The sequence below is a fragment of the Pseudomonas gorinensis genome (assembly GCF_042015035.1).
Taxonomy (GTDB): Bacteria; Pseudomonadota; Gammaproteobacteria; order Pseudomonadales; family Pseudomonadaceae; genus Aquipseudomonas; species Aquipseudomonas gorinensis.
Genome location: NZ_CP167125.1, coordinates 3,356,560 through 3,374,041, shown reverse-complemented (window position 1 = coordinate 3,374,041; position 17,482 = coordinate 3,356,560). Strand labels below are relative to the sequence as shown.

Here is a 17,482-nt window from a genome sequence, read left to right as displayed (position 1 = left end):
GTCGGAAAAGACTCAACAGCCACGTCAGAGGTTTTCATAGCGGTTCATATCCAGCACCCCTTCTTCCACCGGCGTGGTTTCGCGGATGTAGGTCGACAGGTCATGGAAGTACTGCCAGAACTGCGGATGACTGCGACGTATGCCCCAGCGGTCGACAATCTTCTCGAAACCCTGGGCGTCCCTGGCGTCCTCCATGGCCGCGACGAACTCCGGCACTTGCTCGGCTGGCACGTTGAACATGAAGTTCGGGTAGCTGCCGAGCACCCCTGGGTAGATCGTCAGCGTATCCAGGCCCGGCTGATAGCGATAAGCCTCACCCAGCATGAACGCCACATTACTGTGGGCACGGTTGCGCAGCAGGCTGTAGACCTCCCGCTGGCCGCTGCGGGTTTCGACGCGCAGCATCGTCGCTTCAGGCAGTTGCCCAATGACCTTGAGCCCCGCCGCCGGGCGCGATGTCAGGCGACTCAGGGCCTGCTCGGCGTCGCGCAACGCCGGGTCGATCCCCGGCCGTGAGCAGTACGCGCCGGCACAACGATTGATCGGGTCCGGGGCGGCATTGAGGTCGCCATAGCGGGCCAGCAGCTGGTTGGCGAAGTCGCGCTTGGGGTCCTTTTCATCAAGCTTCAGGCCGGTGGGCTTATCGTCGTCGATCGACTCATAGTCCAGCCACAGCTTGACCTTGCCGCTGTTCTGGTACCAATCGTCGAGGAAATCATCCCGCGAGTTCGCCGGCATCAGGCGCAGGAAGTTCTGCTCGGCGCCATTGCGGATCAGGTCGAAGTACAGGCGAGTCTGGGCCTGGTGCGACACATTACCGAACACGTCAAAGTTGACCACCAGTTGGTAATAGGTGCGTTCGAGCAACGGATAGTCGAATAGCCACAGCGTCTGCGGCACCTCACCGATCAGGCCCTTGTTGACCGAGGCGCTGTCGAAGTGGCGGAAGATGCTCAACAGCGCATTGTCGTTGCCAGCCCACAGCGTCGACCAACTCGGTGCTGGCAGTTCGGCATAGCTGTCGCGACGCAGGGCTTCGTACTGGTTGCGCTTGTCGCGGTACTTGAGCCATAGGCTGAGCACACTGCCCACGTCGTCATTTTGCCCAGGCATCGCCAACAATGGCGTGGCCTGGCCGCGATAGCGAGCATCGGTGATGTACAGGTCATGATCGGGCGCCTGGAACAATGCCCAGAAATTGTCGCGGATCACATCCGTGGCAATCTGCCCCCGGCATACGGGCCCGCGGATGAAGGTGCGGACAAAATACTCGGCGTTATCCAGCATGAACTGGTAACGCGCCTGCGCCGGGATCGCCTCGAACGTCTCGAACGGGTTGGCGCGGCGGCCAGGGCCGTAGCCCGGCAACGCACTGACCTGCCAGTCGCCGCTGTAGAACAGGGCTTTGACCCGCGCCATTTTCTGCGCGCTCAACGGGTACGTGATGTGGGTCTTATGGACGATCACCCCTTGTATTGGCCACAGGCGGTAGTAAACACGAGTGCCGGGGTCGTCATTGGGACGACGGGTGTTGATCAGGTCAATCGGCTGGCCGCTGGGCGTCCGTGAGCGCACCCACTGGAAGAAGTGCCCTGGCTCACCGCCTTCGAAATACAGATGCGCAATAAACAGGTGCTCAAACAACCAGCGGGCCACCAGGCTTTCCCGGGCGCCGGGGGCATTGAGCAGGTTCTCCCATTGCAGCACCTGCGCCGCTTCCTGGGCACTGGGCGCCACGCCTTGCTGGTCAATCGGCGCACCCGAGGCCAGCCAGCGTTGCAGGGTGTGGTATTGCTGGTCGCTCAAGCCGGTCACGGCCAGGGGCATGCCTTCGTTGGGGTGCGCGCCGGCATAAGCGTCGAACTCTCCGGGCAAGGGGCACATGTTCTCGCGGTTCAGCCCCAGCACGATGTCATCCGGCAGCTTGCCATTGGGTGCAAGCGGCGCGCGGTGCTGGCCGAGTTCGAGCATGCGCGCCATCAGGGCCGCCTGGCTGCCCTGGGCGTCGAGCACCGAACTGAAGCCTTCGCGCTGCCAGGCGGCCTTGCCAAAGGCGTCGTAGAACAGCCGCGTCGGCTTGGTCGCCTGGCTGCGCTCACCGTCGTAGACCAGCACCTTGGTCGCGCCACGGGCGGCCCCCTCGCCACTGCCCAGGTTCAACTGGCAGGCCGAGTCATAGCAGGCATGGCACGCCACACATTTCTCAGTAAAAATCGGTTGGATATCGCGGGTGTAGGAAATCGCCGGGGCGGTATCCTGGGCCTGGGTGGTAGTGGCAAGCAGCATCAATGCAATGCTGATGAGGAAACGATACGGCATGAGCCTGGTCCCGATCTGAAGCCAAAATAAAAAAACCTGGGGATTCTACCGATCCGCCACCCGCGCCAACATGAACGATATTCATGCAAAACCTTGGCATGCTCCAAATCCGCACAGGTTTGTTATGATCCACGCCCTCCGTAATGCCTGACCAGAGTAGTCCCATGTCCGATCGTAGCGCTCGCCTGCAAGCCCTTCACCAAGCCCTCAAGGAACGCATCCTGATCCTCGACGGTGGCATGGGCACGATGATCCAGAGCTATAAGCTGGAGGAGCAAGACTATCGGGGTAAACGTTTCGCCGATTGGCCAAGCGACGTCAAGGGCAACAATGACCTGCTGGTGCTCACCCGCCCGGACGTGATCGGCGGGATCGAGAAGGCTTACCTGGATGCCGGTGCCGACATCCTTGAAACCAACACCTTCAACGCCACCCGCATCTCCATGGCCGACTACGGCATGGAAGCGCTGGCCTATGAACTGAACGTCGAAGGCGCACGCCTGGCGCGCAAGATCGCCGATGCCAAGACCGCCGAGAACCCGGCCAAGCCGCGTTTCGTTGCCGGTGTACTCGGCCCGACCAGCCGCACCTGCTCGCTGTCGCCCGATGTGAACAACCCCGGCTACCGCAACGTCACCTTCGATGAACTGGTGGAGAACTACACCGAGGCCACCAAGGGCCTGATCGAAGGCGGCGCCGACCTGATCCTGATCGAGACCATTTTCGACACCCTCAACGCCAAGGCCGCGATCTTCGCCGTGCAGGGGGTGTTCGAAGCGCTCGGTATCGAATTGCCGATCATGATCTCCGGCACCATCACCGACGCCTCCGGCCGCACCTTGTCGGGCCAGACCACCGAAGCGTTCTGGAACTCCGTCAGCCACGCCAAGCCGATTTCCGTGGGCCTGAACTGCGCCCTTGGCGCCAGCGAGCTGCGTCCGTACCTGGAAGAGTTGTCCAACAAGGCCAACACCCACGTTTCCGCGCACCCCAACGCCGGCCTGCCCAATGAATTCGGCGAGTACGACGAGCTGCCGTCACAAACCGCCAAGGTCATCGAGGAGTTCGCCCAGAGCGGTTTCCTCAACATCGTCGGCGGCTGCTGCGGCACCACGCCGGGGCATATCGAAGCCATTGCCAAGGCGGTGGCCGGCTACGCGCCACGGCAGATCCCGGACATCCCCAAGGCCTGCCGCCTGTCGGGCCTGGAGCCGTTCACCATCGACCGCCAGTCGTTGTTCGTCAACGTCGGCGAGCGCACCAACATCACCGGTTCCGCACGTTTTGCCCGCCTGATCCGTGAAGACAACTACACCGAAGCCCTGGAAGTCGCCCTGCAACAGGTGGAAGCCGGCGCCCAGGTGATCGACATCAACATGGACGAGGGCATGCTCGATTCGAAGAAGGCCATGGTGACCTTCCTCAACCTGATTGCCGGCGAGCCGGATATCTCCCGCGTACCGATCATGATCGACTCCTCCAAGTGGGAAGTGATCGAGGCCGGCCTCAAGTGCATCCAGGGCAAGGGCATCGTCAACTCCATCAGCATGAAGGAAGGCGTCGAGCAGTTCATTCACCACGCCAAGCTGTGCAAGCGCTACGGCGCGGCGGTGGTGGTGATGGCGTTCGACGAAGCCGGCCAGGCCGACACCGAAGCGCGCAAGAAGGAAATCTGCAAACGCTCCTACGACATCCTGGTCGATGAAGTCGGCTTCCCGCCGGAAGACATCATCTTCGACCCGAACATCTTCGCGGTCGCCACCGGTATCGAAGAACACAACAACTACGCCGTCGACTTTATCAACGCCTGTGCGTATATCCGCGACGAGCTGCCGTATGCGCTGACCTCGGGTGGCGTGTCCAACGTGTCGTTCTCGTTCCGTGGCAATAACCCGGTGCGCGAGGCGATCCACTCGGTATTCCTGCTGCATGCGATCCGCAACGGCCTGACCATGGGGATCGTCAACGCCGGCCAGTTGGAGATCTACGACCAGATCCCCACCGAACTGCGCGACGCCGTGGAAGACGTTGTACTTAACCGCACGCCGGACGGCACCGACGCCCTGCTGGCCATTGCCGACAAATACAAAGGCGACGGCAGCGTCAAGGAAGCCGAGACCGAGGAATGGCGCGGCTGGGACGTGAACAAGCGCCTGGAACATGCGCTGGTCAAGGGCATCACCACCCACATCGTCGAAGACACCGAGGAATCCCGGCAGTCGTTCGCGCGCCCGATCGAAGTGATCGAAGGCCCGCTGATGTCAGGCATGAACATCGTCGGCGACCTGTTCGGCGCCGGTAAAATGTTCCTGCCCCAGGTCGTGAAGTCCGCCCGCGTGATGAAGCAGGCCGTGGCGCACTTGATCCCGTTCATCGAACTGGAAAAAGGCGACAAGCCGGAAGCCAAGGGCAAGATCCTGATGGCGACCGTAAAGGGTGACGTGCACGACATCGGCAAGAACATCGTCGGCGTGGTGCTCGGTTGCAACGGCTATGACATCGTCGACCTCGGCGTGATGGTGCCGGCAGAGAAGATCCTGCAGGTGGCCAAGGAGCAGAAGTGCGACATTATCGGGCTGTCCGGCCTGATCACGCCGTCCCTGGACGAGATGGTGCATGTGGCCCGCGAGATGCAGCGCCAGGACTTCCACCTGCCCCTGATGATCGGCGGCGCGACCACCTCCAAGGCGCACACGGCAGTGAAGATCGAGCCCAAGTACAGCAACGATGCCGTGATCTACGTGACCGACGCCTCCCGCGCGGTGGGCGTGGCCACGCAACTGCTGTCCAAGGAGTTGAAGGCCGGCTTTGTCGAGAAGACCCGCCTGGAATACATCGACGTACGTGAACGCACCTCGAACCGCAGCGCGCGCACCGAACGCCTGAGCTACCCCGCGGCCATCGCCAAGAAGCCACAGTTCGACTGGAGCAGTTACACACCGGTCAAGCCAACCTTCACCGGCACCAAGGTGCTGGACAATATCGACCTCAACGTCCTGGCCGAGTACATCGACTGGACGCCGTTCTTTATCTCCTGGGACCTGGCTGGCAAATTCCCACGCATACTCGAGGACGAAGTGGTCGGTGAAGCCGCCACTGCGCTGTACGCCGATGCCCGGGAAATGCTCAGGAAGCTGATCGACGAGAAGCTCATCAGCGCCCGCGCGGTGTTCGGTTTCTGGCCGACCAACCAGGTGCAGGACGACGACCTGGAAGTCTACGGCGACGATGGCCAGCCAATTGCGAAGCTGCACCACCTGCGCCAGCAGATCATCAAGACCGACGGCAAGCCGAATTTCTCCCTGGCCGACTTCGTCGCGCCCAAGGACAGCGGCGTGACCGACTACATCGGTGGCTTCATCACCACCGCCGGCATCGGCGCCGAAGAAGTCGCCAAGGCTTATCAGGACGCCGGCGACGACTACAACTCGATCATGGTCAAGGCCCTGGCCGACCGCCTGGCCGAGGCCTGCGCCGAGTGGCTGCACCAGCAGGTACGTAAGGAACACTGGGGCTACGCCAAGGACGAGCAACTGGACAACGACGCGTTGATCAAGGAGCAGTACAGCGGTATCCGCCCTGCCCCAGGCTACCCGGCGTGCCCGGACCACACCGAGAAGGCCCAGTTGTTCCAATTGCTCGACCCTGAAGCCCGCGAAATGCACGCCGGCCGCAGCGGCGTATTCCTCACCGAGCACTACGCAATGTTCCCGGCGGCGGCGGTCAGCGGCTGGTACTTCGCCCACCCGCAGGCGCAGTACTTTGCCGTGGGCAAGATCGACAAGGACCAGGTGGCGAGCTACACCGCGCGCAAAGGCCAGGACCTTGCCGTGACCGAACGCTGGCTGGCACCGAACCTGGGGTATGACAACTGACCCGGCCCGGTGCCTGACGACCAGTTAGTCGCCCAAATCGGCTATTTCGCCGGTTGAAAGCTCGTTCAACAGTTTGCGCCGGGCCGACTCATTGGTTTTTTGCAGGGCCTGCAACGCCTCGAAATACGCCGGATTGAATTCGGCGTATTGATCCTCCAAGGTCGAGAGGGCGTCATCCAGCGTCTGTTGCACCGCCGAGAACTTATCCGGGTACTTTTCCTGCAGGTAATTGACCCAGTATTGACGCACGGTCAGTTGCTCGATGAACGCCGGGGTTTGTTCCTGGGCGATTATCGCCGTATAGGCCGCATCCAAGTCTGCCGCCATTACACGGGACAGGTTGTTGTAGAGCATGCTCCTGGGCTGGGTCGGCAACTCCAGGCGCTGGGCCAGGCCAATACGATAAGCCAGGCGAATTTCCGCGGGATCTATGCCTGGGTTCTGCTGGATGCGCGCTTCGGCCTGGGCTTCCACCTGAGCCAGACGAAACAGCTTTCTGGACAGTTTCAGCAGGACCCGGCCCTTGTCGGCGGGGTCGATGGCGCGCAAGGCATTGAACTCAAACACCTCGACCTCCAGCGCATTGAACAATAAGATCCGGCCATCGCCACATGTCGCACCATGCCTTGACGCCCGGGCGATCCCCAACAGACGCTCGCGCAGCGCTTGATCGCCATACGCCGCTTCCAGGACGTTCCACACCCGCTCCGTGAGATTGACACGGTCCAGCTGAAAATCCCGGGTATGGCGCAGTTGTCCCAATATAGTCGCCAAGTCACCTGGCGTGCCCTCAGGCGCCCCCTCCTCCTGAACCATCCTCGCGTCCTGTGCCATTACCGTGTCCCACACCGCCTGCCTTTCGGAGTCGGCGGCGCCGCCGGTAAACCACCGGGCCTTGGCCTGTTCCGGCGTCTCGTTCTCCGGGTGAAGCGCAAGACCAGGCTCATCGTCCTCGGCTTCGGAATGGAAGCCTGCAAGCAACTCGTCGATGTCGTGGGGGGTAAAACCCAAGCCCCGACCCGTTTCGCGCTGATACTCCTGCAACCGCAGGAACTCTCTCTCCTCCAACATGTTGTCGGACAGGTCCGTTCCAGCCATCAACGCATTATGTTCCGGCAAGAATGCCCCCACCGGAATGGTCTCTATGTTGTAGTTGCTGCGCAGGCCCAGCGTGGTCAGCGCGGGCGCCTCCAGCACACCTGCGGGCCAGTCGCTGAGCCTGTTGTAATTCAGGTTGAGGACCTGCAACCGGTCCAGGCCGGCCACATCGAAACTATCCAGGTGGTTGGTTTCCAGGTCGACCTGTTGCAGTTGCGGCAAGGCGCGCAATTGGCGCTGCAGCAACGGGGCATCGCTCAGTTCATTGTGGTGGGCACTCAGCCGGGTCAGCCGCTCAAGCCCCGTCACCGCGTCGGGCAGCGCGCCCAGGTCATTGCCGTTGAGCATCAGGCTCTCCAGCCTGGGGAACGCGCGCAAAAACGCATCCGAAGCGGTCGTGAGCCCGACATTGCTCAAATCCAGCGTTCCCACATGCCTGAATGTGATCGGCAGGGCCGGGAGGTCGCCCACCGTCAAACCGCTCAAATCAAGGGCATAATCGTTCGCGACCGCCTCTGCGCTGCGCACCTCGCGCAGGGTCTCGCGCCAGCACGCCAGCAAACGCTCAGCGGCACGACGACGATCAGGCGCGTTGACCCACCCATCACGACTGCGCACCGCAGGGTTATCAATCCAGCGATTCAAGCCTTGGATCATTTGCACCTGCTGCTCCTGCCACAGCCGCAATGCATCCTCGATTTGCGTCGCGCTCATCCCCTGCCCCAACCAGGCGTCCAGCCGCTCAACGGCTTGGCCCGCGCCAAGCTGGGGATCAAGACGTTGCAGCCGTTCGGCCGACGTCAGCGGTAACTGCCCTGGCACGTCTACAGGCAGTGGCACTAACAAATCCGGTTGTTCCGACACTTCTTCCGGGAAAAACTCCGGGTCGCCTCCGGTTCTGCCGGCAGCGAGCACGGGGCGGTCGATGCCCAGCGGGTTTCTATAGAGGAACGCCGACGGTGTGCCCGGGGCGGTACGCTCAGCAAACGCCTGCACCGCAGTGATGGCTTGCGGGCTCAATCGGCAACCGCGCAAGGAGGTGTGCGCCAAGAGGATATCGTGGTCCGTCCACAGCGCATTGGGCACCTCCGTGATAGCGCTATAGCTCAAATCCAGAAAGCGCAGTTTCGACAGGTCCAGCACCCCTTCCGGCCATGCCCGGAGCTGGGTGCGGCTGACATTCAGGGACTGCAACTCCATCAGCGCATTCACACTAAGCCCGGAGAGGCGATTGCCCGCCAGGTCGAGCCCCTGCAGGGACGTCAGGCGATTGAGCCGTGCTTGTATCGAGGGGGTGATCGTCAGTTCGTTGCCAGACAGGTTCACCTTGGTGAGCCGCTGCTGCGTCTCCAGGGCCTGGGGTAGATCGGTCAGCCGGTTGCCACTCAGATCGAGTTCTTCCAGGTTGGGAAAATGCAGAAGCAAATCATTGGCTTGCGCCGTGGAAAGGTTGGCCCTTGCCAGGCTCAGGACACGTATCTGGGTGAACTGAACATCGCCCAGCGCAGGCAGGTCTCCCAGCCCACTGGTATCGCCCAAGCTCCATCGATCGGTGCGACGCGGCTCGTCAAAGAGTCGGGAGGGCCCCGCCTCAGGCTCCCCGCCCCCGTAGCGAGCAACCAGCGCGTCACGCCACAGGGCGCGCACCCTGTCAGCCCACGCCCTGCGCCCCTGCACCGATGCTGGCCGCCCGTCGACGCGTACCGGCGTGGCCTGCCATTGTTCCAGCGCCCCATCCAGAGCGCTGTGTTCTTGCTCCAATGCCACAACCTTATCCAGCAGCCCTCGCCCTTCCAGCCCTTCACGGCGTAAAGCGGCCAAAGCGTCGCCAGCAAAGCGCCAATGATTGGGCACCAACGCCCCAAGGCGCTGGTGACAGTGGTGTGCAATAACCTGCGACTCCTCGACCAAATGGCCGGGGTTATCGTGCACGTAGTCAAACACCCGCGTGAATTGTTCTGGCTCCAATGCCCCCCAGTTCAACTGCAATCGGCGCCATAACGCCTCGTGCCCGCTGAACAGTTCGTTCGGCAAAGACTGAACAGCGACACCGGACAAATCCAGCGACTCCAGGGCCGGCAGGGCTAGAACCCCGGTCGGCCATTGGCCCATGGGCCCCGCCAGCGTCAGGGCTCGCAAACGAGGCAGCGTGCTGTAATCGAGCTCAGGAATATTGCCAACCAGATGCAACCGCTCCAGTTGCGTCATCCCCTGCAAGGCTTGCGACAACGCGAGCGATTCGCCCACGCCCTGGGCAGAAAAGGTGAGCTTGAGTTCAGTCAGGGTCTGGAGCGACGAAAGTTGATCGGCCAACATCGGTATGTGCAGGGGTATGACGTTGAGTTCAAGGCTTTTCAGCGCAGGAAACATCCGCTCAAGGTCGCTGCCGGCAAGCTGTAGACTGGTCAATCGCAGCCTGCGCACATGGGAAAAGTCGGCGGCCAGCCTCGGCACGGACAATGTACTCGCGATGTCCAGCTCGAACGCTGGCGCCAGTCCGCGGTACAGACCGTTTCTCCAGCAGTCAATGATCCGATCGGCGATCCCCCGCAGGTGTGTCCGTATCGAACCACGTGGATCAGGCGACAAGACACCTTCAACCCAGGTATCCAATGTGGAACACAAGCCTTCGAACTCCCTGCGCCGGTTTTCCAACAGATGAAAAACCTGCTGGTCCGTATCACCCGCGCTGAGGCGGCTCCTGACAAACTGCAAGGCTTGTTGATCCGTGACATTGGGATAGATCGCCCGCACCCTGGCGACAAGGGCTTCATCGGCAAAACCGGCAACATCGCCGCTGGCCGCATAACCGAACCGGCCGGATGGGCGGCGCAACAATCGCCCGCCGCCGCGTTTGAGCGGGTCGCGCTTGATGATCCGAGACATGTCGTCACGATGGCTGAGCGCGTAGTCGACCACCTGCTTGCGCAGTGCCTCGCTCGGCTTGCCTTGTAATGACTCTCGTACTGGCGCGGGCACGACCTCCAGCAGCGATTCAAACAGATTGCGCCCGGACGTCGGCACGCTGTTTAACGCCTTGCCCTGGGCATCGAACGCTTGAATGAAATCGCCGCCCTTTACCAGGCAGTAGCGCGTGGCGGCCTGTTCGCCGCCGATGCTGTCCACCAGCGGCCCCCTCACCCCGTGCAACCGCACCTCCACCCGTGTATCCGCCGACCAACCGGGCAGGTGTTCCAGGCAGTGCAGTGCCAGGCGATCGCTGGCCGAGGACGCCAGGCTCTCCACGGACAGGCCGATCAATGCCCGGCTTACGCCGCTTTCATGCAAATGCACACGTATTTGCGTGGCCAGTCGCAGGGGAACCCGCTGGGTGCTGCGCAATTGCCCCAGCACCTCGTCGTTGGCATGGCTCAACACCTGCCGCGCTGCTTCGGGCGAAAGCGTTGGAAAGCTGCGCTGAAGGATCTGCGTGTCAGCGTCCGGGGCGGCTTGCCGGCTCATCAGGTTATCGAACACCGCCTTCCTGCGGCGCTGCGCATGGTCGGCCAAACGATCCCTGAACACCTGGACGCGATCAGCATCCGGCTGCTGGTTTTCGCTACCCAGCAAGCGTGCAATTTGCCCGTCGTCCAGGTTTTCCAGCACGCGCTCTGGCAGTTTTCCGGCATCGACTTCAGCCCGAGTGATCTTGATGGTGGGCCTTGCCGTATCGGCTGCATCCGCCGCAGAGAAACGTTGCGAGGCCCCCCAGGGCTCCGGCCCGCTGAAGACTTCCAACACTTCATCCACCGGCCAATTCGGCAACTCCAACGTCAGCGGCACCATGAACTGGCACAGGCCGTCCCGGCACGCACCTTGGCGGATATCCCGGATCACCTCATCCGTCTGGCGATCCAGCTCGAACAGCCGGACGGTCTCAGCCAGTACCGGTGGCGGCGGCTGATGATCGGTATGTAACCGGCGCAGGTGATCGTCATTGACGCCGCTGACGTCGGCGATCTGCTCCAGTTGCGCGTCGGTGAAGGGCTCCATATGCGGCCCCATCCGCCGCATCAACGCGACGCGATCCCACCCCAACGGACGCTCCAAGGTGTGGCGCCAGGCCCCGAAGCCGTTGTGTCTCAGAATGGGCTGGTAGGTATCGTGCACCGTAGGGTGCTGGATTCTCCATAGCTTGATCTCGGGATCGAAGGTCTTTTCGAAGACATTGCCCTCCATGCGGATATAGGTCTTGCCCCCCAGCCGATACTGCCCCAACGCATTGGGGGTGAGCCCCTCAAGCGAGGCACTGCTTTTGTAGGCCGCAAGGTCCGGGTGCCATAGACGCACCTTGCCGAATGGCGTCGTCACCTTCGACATGCTGTTGACAAAGCGGGACGGCAGCACCGCTGGCCCCTTGCTCGCGACAGCCCCCAATGCAGCCATGTAAGCCACGTTCTGCAACACCGACTTGAAGTGCTGCCAGGCTTCGTCGGCGTCGCCCGCGCTCCAGGCCTCCACGCCCTCGAAGACTTCGTAGCCCAGTTGCACGGCCGTGACGCCCATCATCATCTCGCCCAGCCCCGGAACGAAGAAGGCCGCCACGTTCAGCAGGTTCATGCCCCATTCAGCGTAGTGCTGGAGCCGCTCTATCCATGCCTCGCGGTCTACGACACCGGTCGGCCGGGCCAGCAACCCGGCGTTGGATTTGATTCGGGCAAGGTGGAAATCATAACGGGCCCCGAACACCTCACCGTCGATGACCGATTCCTCCAGGGCCAGGTTCATCTCGGTGTTCCAGACTTGCTCATAGACCCCGTTGGCATAGGTTTCGGGATTGTACGGCGGGCCCGGATAGACCGGATTCGGGTTCCAGCGATAAACCGTCAGCTGGTTCTTGAGGCGGCGCAGGAATCCTGGCGACTCTCCATGAGGCACCAGACTTGCGAACAAGCGTTGATAAGGGGGGTGCCGCAGCTTGACCCCAAGTTCGCTGGCGAACGCACTGACCGACGCGTAAGTCTTGAGGGGATTGACCGGGTCCCCAGGGATATACACCACGAATCGGGGCTCGGGAGGCAGTCTTCCTTTGGCGACCCACACGCCGGGAATCAGGTTGTACCAAGGGTTTTGCAACTCGATTCGTGCCTGGCGTGAGTCGTTACCGATAATGAACACGTCGCTCAAGGTCGAACCGAGAATACTCAAGCGACTGAAAACCATGGGTTTCCCATCAAATCGGGCTTGCCCTGTGCCATCGAGGAACGCCAACAGCGAAACGTACACGCTCTCGTCAATGTCCAACTTCATCCTGGCAATGTGCGCTTGTACGCGCAGCCGGTCCTTGCTTGCCGTCATTGTCCGCTGACGCACGACGGCGGCCGTACCAGGGGTTTGGAACACCGCACGCAGATGGTTCTGATAGTGCTTGCCCAAATCCAGCTCTCGGCACAGGCCAGCGAAATCCGCGGGCTTGATTGATAACTTGTTACGGATGAGGTAGCGGGTTTTGCCAAACGGGTACCTATCGGTCTCGTCATAGCGTTCACTTTCCAACGAACCCTCTGGAGCCAGTGCACTGGTTTCCTGCAGGGAAACTTCGTCAAATGATTCGTTCGCCTCGAAGTTTCGCATCGCGGCTTGCAACAGCGGCTGCGCATCGACCGGGCTCGACGTGCGCAGATGGTATAGATGGGTCTTGACGACATCCGGCGTCTGGCCGAATTTCTTGCGCATGGCCTCGATCAACAGCGGCTTGCAGAACTCGGTGATGCCTTTGAAGTCCTTGAGGGTCCTGGCCAATTGCTGGATCGAGGTGTTGCTGCGGGCCTGGCTGTCGAGCAAACGCTGGCGCAGCATGGGCGACGCCTGGTCGAACAGGTCTGGGTAGACGCTGATAAAGCGTTGCGCGAGATCGCGCGTGTCGGTCATGTCCTCCAGGTGGGCGCTATGAAGGTGCTGCGTCCAGTCAGGCAAACGACGCTTGATAAACGGGACATGAAGCCCCTTGGAACGGTCCGGCATGGTGTCACTCCTGATACCTCATTAAGAGCACATCAGAAGATCACGGCCGTTCGGCGGCCTGGGGGTAGATACTTAACCGCCAATACAGAGCCGAGCTATGCTCTGGCAATGGCTTATTCAACCCAGTGCGTGAGGCAGCTCATGGACGATTCGAACAATAAACCACCGACGTTTCTACAGATGCTTCACAGCGTCCTGGCCGCCGCCTTTGGCGTACAGAGCGGCAAGAATCGCGCCCGCGACTTTACCCACGGCAAGCCCAGCCACTTTGTGATTCTGGGCATCCTGTTCACGGTGGTGTTTGCCTTGACCTTGTTTGGGATCGTCAAGCTGGTGCTGCACCTGGCCGGCGTCTAGCGCAGCAACAGACGCAGGCTGAAGGGGTAGCGATAGGACACCGGCTTGCCCTGGGCAGACAGCGCGCGAAAATTCACCGACGGTGTCGGCCCCAACAAGCGCCGCGCCTGGCCGGCATCGATCAATTGGAATAACGCCAACTGACGGTCACGCCCGCCGTATGCGCCAATATCCACGCCCTTTGCATCATCATGGATCAGCACCATGGCCCAGCCGCCCACGGTGAAATGCCCGGCGACCAGGGACGACAAACGCCCGTCCAGGCGCGCCTGCAAGATCTCCGGCGAGCTGTTGACGGCACTGAACAGCGTGTCCTTGCCCGGTAAACGCCCACTGGCCTGGAGCGCCTGCATCGCGCCCAGCGCCATCTGATCGCTGGCCGACCACACCAATGCCGTCTGCGGGTAGCGCTTGAACAACTGCGTCGCTTGCTCGAAGGCGCGCTCGCGGTTCCATTCCCCGTAGACCAACTGACGCAGGCGCACCTCGGGATGCTCGGCCAGCGCTCGGCGCATGCCTTGTTCACGCAACTGCGCGACCGGCGTGGTCTTGACGCCGGAAAAGGCCAACAGGTCGAGGGATTGACCGGGCGCAACCGGGCCATGCTGGCGCAACAGGTCGCGAAGCATCAGGTAGCCAGCCTCTTCATCGTCAGCGACCAGGCTGCCGATCAAACGGATGCCACTGCGGGTTCCCAGCAATTGCACCTGGTCGGGGGTCAGCGCGCTGTTCACCACCAGCAGCTTCACGCCGCTGCCCTCGGCCATGCGCAGGATCTGCGGTGCAACGTATTGCTCATTCACCAGCACCAGGTAATCGGGCGGCTGGCTGCCTTGCAGTACCTCACGCGCCTGGAGCAGCGTGTTGCCGGCATTACGCTCGCCATAACGCACGCGCAATTCCAGGCCGAGGTCCTTGGCGGCGGCCTGCATGAATTGCGTGTAGCTGACCCAGAAGGTTTCCGTGGACATGCCCGGATTGAGAAACACCACCGACGTTGCATGAGCCATCACCCCATACGTCGATCCCAGCAACCAGACACACGTAATCAACACCTTCAACATGAATGTTTGAGCCTCGAAAATAGGCCGCCATGATAGTGGCAATGCCCAAACCAATCGAGGCTCAATCAAGGTCCTTTATTGGTGGCTGACCCAGAACACGGCAGTTCCCACCACCAGAATGATCAAAAACAGAATGGCCCAGGCATCAACGGTACTGTCAGGTTTACGGGCTTTTGTCGGATTGCTCATTGCATCGCCTCTTGTCAGTTTTATAGGTGATTGCACTCAAACACGATCACAGTAAAGTTCACGATTGCCCGCATGACAAATGTGGGTATCTCGATAACGGTTCTCATTAGTCAATTTGGTTATTTGCATATACTCAAACATCACTTTTGCGCATAAACGCAAACTGGTATCGTGCGCCGGCTCCGTTGGGAGTGCGCGGCCGTGCGCGCAGATTTGCCGAGAACAGGACCTATATGTACGTATACGACGAATACGATCAGCGCATCATCGAGGACCGCGTCAAGCAGTTCCGTGATCAGACCCGACGCTACCTAGCAGGTGAACTGAGCGAAGAAGAGTTCCGCCCTCTGCGCCTGCAAAATGGCCTTTATGTTCAGCGCTTTGCGCCGATGCTGCGGGTGGCCGTGCCCTATGGCCAACTGACTTCGCGCCAGACCCGCATGATGGCCAAGATTGCCCGCGACTACGACAAAGGCTATGCCCACATCAGTACCCGCCAGAACGTGCAGTTCAACTGGCCGGCGCTGGAAGATGTGCCGGATATCCTGGCTGAGCTGGCCACCGTGCAGATGCACGCCATTCAGACCAGCGGTAACTGCCTGCGCAACGTGACCACCGACCAATTCGCCGGGGTTGCCGCCGACGAGCTGATCGACCCACGCCCGTGGTGCGAAATCGTCCGTCAATGGACCACCTTCCACCCGGAATTCGCCTACCTGCCACGCAAGTTCAAGATCGCCATCAATGGCTCGACCTCGGACCGTGCAGCCATCGAAGTACACGATATCGGCCTGGAGCCGGTGTACAACGCGGCCGGCGAGCTGGGTTTCCGTGTACTGGTGGGTGGCGGCCTGGGCCGTACCCCGGTGGTGGGCGCGTTCATCAACGAGTTCCTGCCGTGGCAGGACCTGTTGAGCTACCTCGACGCTATCCTGCGGGTCTACAACCGCTACGGCCGTCGTGACAACAAATACAAGGCCCGGATCAAGATCCTGGTCAAGGCGCTGACCCCTGAGGTGTTCGCCCAGAAAGTCGATGCCGAGATGGAGCACCTGCGCGGTGGCCAGACCACCTTGACCGACGCCGAAGTGCACCGTGTGGCCAAGCACTTTGTCGACCCCGAGTACAAGGCCCTGAGCAATCAGGACGCCGAGCTCGCAGCGCTCGACCAGCAGCACCCAGGCTTTGCCCGCTGGCGCACCCGCAACACCCTGGCGCACAAAAAGCCGGGCTATGTGGCGGTGACCCTGTCGCTGAAACCGACCGGCGTTGCACCGGGCGATATCACCGACAAGCAGCTGGACGCCGTGGCCGACCTGGCCGAGCGCTACAGCTTCGGCCAACTGCGCACCTCCCACGAGCAGAACATCATTCTCGCGGACGTTGAGCAAAGCCAGTTGTTCACCCTGTGGGGCGAGCTGCGCGAAAGCGGTTTTGCCACGCCGAACATCGGCCTGTTGACCGACATCATCTGCTGCCCGGGCGGCGACTTCTGCTCCCTGGCCAACGCCAAGTCGATCCCGATTGCCGAATCGATCCAGCGCCGTTTCGACGACCTGGACTACCTGTTCGACATCGGCGAGCTGGACCTGAACATCTCCGGTTGCATGAACGCCTGTGGTCACCACCACGTCGGCCACATCGGCATCCTGGGCGTGGACAAGAAAGGCGAAGAATTCTACCAAGTGTCCCTGGGTGGCAGCGCCAGCCGCGATGCGAGCCTGGGCAAGATCCTCGGCCCGTCCTTCGCCCAGGAAGCCATGCCCGAGGTGATCGGCAAGCTGATCGACGTCTACATCGAACAGCGCACCGAAGATGAGCGTTTCATCGACACCTACCAGCGCATCGGCATTGACCTGTTCAAGGAGCGCGTCTATGCAGCGAATCATTAAGAACAACGAAGTCATCGATGAAACCTGGCACCTGCTGCCCAAGGACACGAGCTTCGACAGCATTTCCAATTGCGACGACCTGATCGTGCCTTTGGCCCTGTGGCGCGAACACGGCCACGCCCTCAAGGCCCGTGATGGCGGCCTGGGCGTGTGGCTGGACGCCGATGAAGAAGCCGAGGAAATCGGTGACGACGTGGAGCATTTCCAGGTCATCGCCCTGAACTTCCCGGCCTTTACCGATGGACGCAACTACTCCAACGCACGCTTGCTGCGTGACCGTTACGGTTACAAAGGCGAACTGCGGGCGATTGGCGACGTGTTGCGCGACCAGTTGTTCTACCTGCACCGCTGCGGGTTCGATGCCTTCGCCTTGCGCGCCGACAAAGACCCGTACGCGGCGCTGGAAAGCCTCAAGGACTTCTCGGTGACGTACCAGGCTGCAACGGATGAGCCGCTGCCGCTGTTCCGGCGGCGCTGAGCTTCAAATGTGGGATTGCCGTGAGCTGACGACTCTCTAACGGATGCCCCGCGCTGAATGTGGGAGGGGGCTTGCCCCACCACTCGGCACCTCACCCAGGCTCGGTGTGCCCGCACTCTTGTGGCTGTGGCTGTGGCTGTGGCTGTGGCGAGCGGGCTTGCCCCGCGTTGGGCTGCGAAGCAGCCCCAAAACACAGGCCCGGAGCTGCCTGGCACACTGCAGCGCTCTTATTGGGGCTGCTGCGCA

The 17,482-nt window shown here is 61.4% G+C and carries 7 protein-coding genes; 4 read left to right on the top strand and 3 right to left on the bottom strand.

Annotated features, from left to right (window positions below; translation table 11 throughout):
* Nucleotides 1-24 precede the first annotated feature (24 nt).
* Nucleotides 25-2,319, bottom strand: a complete 2,295-nt coding sequence (locus tag AB7933_RS15410; RefSeq protein ID WP_024075124.1) for a fatty acid cis/trans isomerase — start codon at nucleotides 2,317-2,319, stop codon at nucleotides 25-27.
* A gap of 164 nt (nucleotides 2,320-2,483) precedes the next feature.
* On the opposite strand from AB7933_RS15410, the gene metH reads away from it, so the two are divergent.
* Nucleotides 2,484-6,194 carry a methionine synthase gene (gene metH, locus AB7933_RS15405; RefSeq protein WP_024075123.1) on the top strand — a complete coding sequence of 1,237 codons (3,711 nt, stop codon included), beginning with the start codon at nucleotides 2,484-2,486 and terminating at the stop codon, nucleotides 6,192-6,194.
* Between the two features lie 24 nt (nucleotides 6,195-6,218).
* On the opposite strand, the gene AB7933_RS15400 is transcribed toward metH, so the two are convergent.
* A complete protein-coding gene (locus AB7933_RS15400) occupies nucleotides 6,219-13,256 on the bottom strand; it encodes an NEL-type E3 ubiquitin ligase domain-containing protein (RefSeq protein WP_024075122.1) in 7,038 nt (2,345 codons plus the stop codon).
* 141 nt (nucleotides 13,257-13,397) lie between these two features.
* On the opposite strand from AB7933_RS15400, the gene AB7933_RS15395 reads away from it, so the two are divergent.
* Complete coding sequence (locus AB7933_RS15395; protein WP_024075121.1) at nucleotides 13,398-13,613, top strand: DUF2970 domain-containing protein; 216 nt, start codon at nucleotides 13,398-13,400, stop codon at nucleotides 13,611-13,613.
* Here the strand turns inward: AB7933_RS15395 and AB7933_RS15390 are convergent.
* Nucleotides 13,610-14,677 (bottom strand): ABC transporter substrate-binding protein, encoded by a 1,068-nt coding sequence (locus AB7933_RS15390; RefSeq protein ID WP_024075120.1) that lies wholly within the window; start codon nucleotides 14,675-14,677, stop codon nucleotides 13,610-13,612. The genes AB7933_RS15395 and AB7933_RS15390 overlap by 4 nt on opposite strands.
* A gap of 422 nt (nucleotides 14,678-15,099) precedes the next feature.
* Here AB7933_RS15390 and AB7933_RS15385 point away from each other — a divergent pair, with 422 nt between their 5' ends.
* Both AB7933_RS15385 and AB7933_RS15380 read left to right on the top strand, forming a co-directional pair.
* Nucleotides 15,100-16,758, top strand: a complete 1,659-nt coding sequence (locus tag AB7933_RS15385) for a nitrite/sulfite reductase (RefSeq protein WP_024075119.1) — start codon at nucleotides 15,100-15,102, stop codon at nucleotides 16,756-16,758.
* Entirely contained in the window at nucleotides 16,742-17,236 is a 495-nt protein-coding gene (locus AB7933_RS15380; protein ID WP_024075118.1) for a DUF934 domain-containing protein, read from the top strand. The genes AB7933_RS15385 and AB7933_RS15380 overlap by 17 nt, the downstream gene beginning before the upstream one ends.
* The last annotated feature ends 246 nt before the right edge of the window (nucleotides 17,237-17,482 follow it).

Coding starts and splice junctions, on each gene's coding strand:
- AB7933_RS15400 (WP_024075122.1), bottom strand. CDS start 13,256: ATGCCGGACCGTTCCAAGGGGCTTCATGTCCCGTTTATCAAGCGTCGT.
- AB7933_RS15410 (WP_024075124.1), bottom strand. CDS start 2,319: ATGCCGTATCGTTTCCTCATCAGCATTGCATTGATGCTGCTTGCCACT.
- AB7933_RS15395 (WP_024075121.1), top strand. CDS start 13,398: ATGGACGATTCGAACAATAAACCACCGACGTTTCTACAGATGCTTCAC.
- AB7933_RS15380 (WP_024075118.1), top strand. CDS start 16,742: ATGCAGCGAATCATTAAGAACAACGAAGTCATCGATGAAACCTGGCAC.
- AB7933_RS15385 (WP_024075119.1), top strand. CDS start 15,100: ATGTACGTATACGACGAATACGATCAGCGCATCATCGAGGACCGCGTC.
- AB7933_RS15390 (WP_024075120.1), bottom strand. CDS start 14,677: ATGTTGAAGGTGTTGATTACGTGTGTCTGGTTGCTGGGATCGACGTAT.
- metH (WP_024075123.1), top strand. CDS start 2,484: ATGTCCGATCGTAGCGCTCGCCTGCAAGCCCTTCACCAAGCCCTCAAG.